The organism is Streptomyces sp. McG3, assembly GCF_018619185.1.
Taxonomy (GTDB): Bacteria; Actinomycetota; Actinomycetes; order Streptomycetales; family Streptomycetaceae; genus Streptomyces.
Window position 1 is genome coordinate 1 of record NZ_JAAXYC010000565.1, and the last position, 1,319, is coordinate 1,319.

1 protein-coding gene is annotated in these 1,319 nt (G+C 72.8%); it reads right to left on the reverse strand.

Annotated elements, in window-relative coordinates; genetic code table 11:
• On the reverse strand, positions 1 to 1,261 hold a 1,261-nt coding region (locus HET64_RS39950; RefSeq protein ID WP_215111857.1), incomplete at its 3' end, for an alcohol dehydrogenase catalytic domain-containing protein.
• Positions 1,262 to 1,319: the final 58 nt, after the last annotated feature.

Genomic DNA, 1,319 nt, shown 5'->3' on the forward strand with positions numbered 1-1,319 from the left:
TCGAAGGATGCGCCGTCGCGAAGACCTCCGCGCCCAGATACCGCGCGAGCTGGACGGCCGCCATCCCGACCCCACCCGCACCCGCGTGAACCAGCACCCGCTCACCCGCACCCAGACCCGCGAGATCACCGAGGGCGTAGTACGCCGTCAGGAACGCCACCGGCACTGACGCCGCCTCCGCGAACGACCACTCCGCCGGGATCGGCGCCACGGTCCGCGCGTCAGCCACCACCACGTCGCCGAACGACTCCGGGATCAGGCCCATGACGCGGTCCCCGACGGCCAGGCCGGTGACGTCCGGACCGATCTCGGTGACCACCCCGGATCCCTCGCTGCCGAGCGTGGCATCGCCCGGGTACATGCCCAACGCGATCAGTACGTCACGGAAGTTCAGGCCCGTGGCACGCATCGACAGCCGGACCGTTCCCGGCGGCAGGGTCTCGGCGGCCCGCGGGTGCGAGGTCGTGGCCAGCTCGGTCAACGTCCCGCCGGGCCCGGTCGACAGCTGCCATGGGCCGTTCGCGGGCAGCCGCAGCCGGTCGGTGTCGTCCAGTTCGGCGAGGCTCGGCGCCATCACCTCACCGCCGCGCGTTGCCAGCTGATCGAGGCCGGCGGTCAGGACGACGGCCGAGGGCAGCGCGCGAAGAATGTCGCCCTCGGCGCGCGTGTCCCGCGGGTCGAGGTCCAGGAGGACGAAGCGATCCGGGTGCTCCGTCTGGGCTGACCTGATCATGCCCCAGATCGCGGACATGGCCGGGTCCACCGGGGACACCGGCGCCTCCGTGGTGGTCACCGCGCCCCTGGTGAGCACCAGCAGCCGGGCGTCGGCCAGGTGGGGCGAGGCGAGGAACGCCTGCACCTCGGTCAGCAGCCGTACGAGGATCGCCTCGGTGCGAGCGGCTTCCGGCTCGTCGTGCCCGGCGCCGGCTCCGCCGGTGCGTCCGGTCCCGTCCGAAGCACCAGACGCACCGGAGCAGGAGAGCACCACCATGGAGGGTGACGTGGCTCCGCCCTCCAGCGCCTGGTTCAGCGAGGCCAGATCCGGGTGATCGCCCGCGTCACTGCCCACCAGCACCCATTCGGGCGCCGGGTCACTGACGCTGTCGGCGGTCAGGCCGGGCACCGGTACCCACCGCATCCGCAGGAGTCGCGCAGCGGAGGCCGGGGGACCTGCGAGGCTCTCCTGGTTGATCGGCCGGAAGGCGAGGGACTCGACGGTGACCACAGGCCGTCCGCTCGGGTCGACAGCCTCGACGCTCACACCACCCGCACCCCGACGCAACCGGGCACGCAGGACCCGCGCACCAGCACGATGGACC